Below are 3,204 nucleotides of genomic sequence, written 5' to 3' on the forward strand. Positions count from 1 at the left end.
CTGCAACACCGTCGTTGTCAGAATCTGTTATTGTGGTTACTGTGCATCCATTTTCATCAACTGTATCTCCTGCTGGAGTATTTGGGCAGTTGTCATTAGTGTTGATTATTCCGTCATTATCGTCATCTCCAACGGCAGTAACATTTGCCCTAATTATGGTATTGTCTAATAAAATTCTGTCTCCGGTTTGATCAGATTCAACTCTAATACCTAAATCTAACATTTCGTTAGATGTTGGTGTAAAAGTTGTTGAAAAAGTTTGCCAACCTGACGAGCTAGGTATAGTGCTAAATTCAGCAACAATATCACCAAATATACCGCCTTCTGTCAACTCAAGTTGTAAAGTGGTGAAAGTGCCTTCTAGTACTTGATAATCTATTGAGATTATATATTCTACACCTTTGTAGAACTGCAATTCGTTTTGGAATATTGAATTTGATGAAGCACCACCTGTAATTAACTCCACACTATATTGTAGATTATCACTAATGTCTGTGTTTTTTACCCAGCTCCCTAATTGGATATAAATACCCCATTTTGACAAATTAGTGCCACCCCCATAAGACCAATCTTCAAAACTAGGGTCTTCTAATAGATTTGAACCATCTATTGTAACTTCACAGCCATCATCATCTACAGCAAGAGCAGTATCAGAAGTGTTTGGGCATAGATCATTATTATCTAAAACACCATCATTATCCGCATCTGGTAAAGGATCTCCTAAAACCCTAAGGTTGTCAAGAATGATTATACCTGTTTCCGTGGTGTTAGCTCTGAAAATAAGTCTAAAAATATGCGATTCATCTGTATCGTTTGTGTCAAAATCAAAAGAGAAAGTATGCCAGTTGCCATCCGTATTAAAAGTTGTATACTCTCTTAATAAAGGTATTCCATATGGGTTTCCGTCTTTTGATATATGAATTTCAGCACTAACGTCCGTGCCTCTTTTTATTTTGTAGTCAAAGGCATAGGTATAAGTTGTGTTGGTTGCTAATTGAATAGCAGTAGTATTTATGAGTTCTGTTTTAAATTGTAGAGAATTATCTAAATCTAGCTCTAAAGATGAAGATCCGTCTGTGGCATCCGTACTTTGAATAATGCTATTTTCATTTTCAATAGTCCAATCTTCAGGCGTAGCCGGGTTTGTTGACCAATTTTCAAAACTAAAATTCTGTGCGTAATTAACTTGATTGTTGTTGCTTACTATACAACCTTGGCTGTCTACGGTATTACCAGATGGTGTATTTGGACATTGGTCATTGCTATTAATTACACCATCGTTATCATCGTCATTTGATAATACGTTTAAAGTAATAGGTTCTTTCTCAAGGGTTAATTCTGTAAGTAAAGTGTTTTTTATAATACAATCATAATCACCTGCATCAGTAGGTTTTATATTTTCAATTGTTAAGTTTGAACTTATTGCTCCAGAAATATCAACACCGTCTTTTCTCCACTGATATGTGTTATTGTCATGTGTAGTTTCTGTAACTTCAAGGTTAAAAGTGCCACCTTCTACGAGGGTGGTTATTGATATTTCGCCAACCTTAGACTGTGGAGAATATCTTGTGCTTGCTTGGTTGTTAGTATTTGACGGAAAGTCTTCAAAAATAAAATTATTGGCTTGTAAACCATAATAAATGTTGTTATTAGATACAGAGGGTGCGGTACCACTCAGATTATTGTGACTAAGGGAAAATTCTCTTAAATTGGTTAATTGTGAAAAATTTGATGGAATTTCTCCATCTAAATTATTGCTGCTTAAATATAACCTCTCTAGATTAGTGAGGTTGGTCAATTCGGGAGGTATTGTGCCAGTGAGATTTATGTCTCTTAGAGATAATCTTTGCAAATTAATTAATAAGCCCAATTCTTTGGGAATATTTCCTGTGAGATTATTGCGATCTAAATATAAAGATTCTAATTGGCTTAGCTGACTTAGTTGTACGGGAATTGGTCCCACTAGATTATTACTGCTTAAATTTAATTCTTTTAGATTACTTAATTGAGAAATGCTTTCTGGTATTGTACTTGATAGCTCATTTAGGGCCAGATTTAATTTCTCAAGCTGAGCCAATTGGTTTAATGAAGTGGGTATTGCTCCTGTTAAATTATTTCCAGGTAATGCTAACTCTTTTAAATTTATCAATTGTCCTAGTGATGATGGAATAGAACCTGATAGTTGATTACCTGTTAGATTTAAATTTTCTAAATTGGTCAATAGACCTAATTCTGAAGGAATGTTACCGGACAAAGTCGTGTAATTTGCATCAAAATTTTTAAGGTTGCTAAGATTGCCTAATGAAGGGGGAATAGTGCCAGAAAAATTATTTAAACTTAAAATTAATTCTTTCAGTGCTGTCATTTCACCAATTTCAGAAGGAATACTTCCTGTAAGACCACTATAAGAAAGGTTCAGAACCTCTAATTTCTTTAGATTTTGAAAAGTAGAAGGAATAGCACCATTTAGATTGTTTACTTCTTCAAGATATTGAAAATCTCTATTGAGTTCCAGTTTTTTTAATTCTGTTAGATTACCTAATTCTGCAGGTAGTGTTCCTTGTAGATTGTTGGATTTTAAATTTATTTCGGTAACACGACCAGCTAAATCCACTTTGATTCCGTACCAAAAATTCATATCTGAATTTATGTCCCATGTGTTCTTCCAATTTGGACCTCCCGTGCTATTATGAAAAGCTATAAGTGCTGCTTTGTCCGATGTATTTTGATTAAGTTGTTCTACATCGAATATTCTGATATTATCTATGAGTACATTCAACATTCCACCACTATAACTATTTATGGAAAGTTCAATAGTGTCAGATCCATTTCCGATAGCAGTGAATGTTTGTTGGGAAGTTTCCCATTCCTGTCTTTCGATTAATGGTGTAGTTGCAACTCCGTTATTTATTTTAAGATTATAACTATAACCTTTACTATTCCCAGTACCTCCAGATGTTGTTGTTTTAGAGTCAATAATAATTACATATAATTTTCCAGCCTCTAAATTAGTATTTTGGTTAACTATGGACATTGATATTGGCGATGACGAAATATTCCATATCTCAATAGAATTAGAGCCGCTACTGAAATCATTTTGAACTCTAATTGGAGGTCTGTTGTTGAAAGTCCAATCATCTAATTGATTACCAGTCCAATTCTCAAAATCACCATTGGAAATAAGGTTGGTCTGCGAAAATCCTG

General features: G+C 34.1%; 1 protein-coding gene. It reads right to left on the bottom strand.

Annotated elements, in window-relative coordinates; translation table 11 throughout:
- Positions 1–3,204, bottom strand: a 3,204-nt coding sequence (locus QZ657_RS02725) for a carbohydrate binding domain-containing protein (protein ID WP_291964826.1), incomplete at both ends; no start/stop codon positions are given.

Origin of the sequence: Maribacter sp., from assembly GCA_020629415.1 — a bacterium.
In the GTDB taxonomy this organism is placed as follows: domain Bacteria; phylum Bacteroidota; class Bacteroidia; order Flavobacteriales; family Flavobacteriaceae; genus Maribacter; species Maribacter huludaoensis.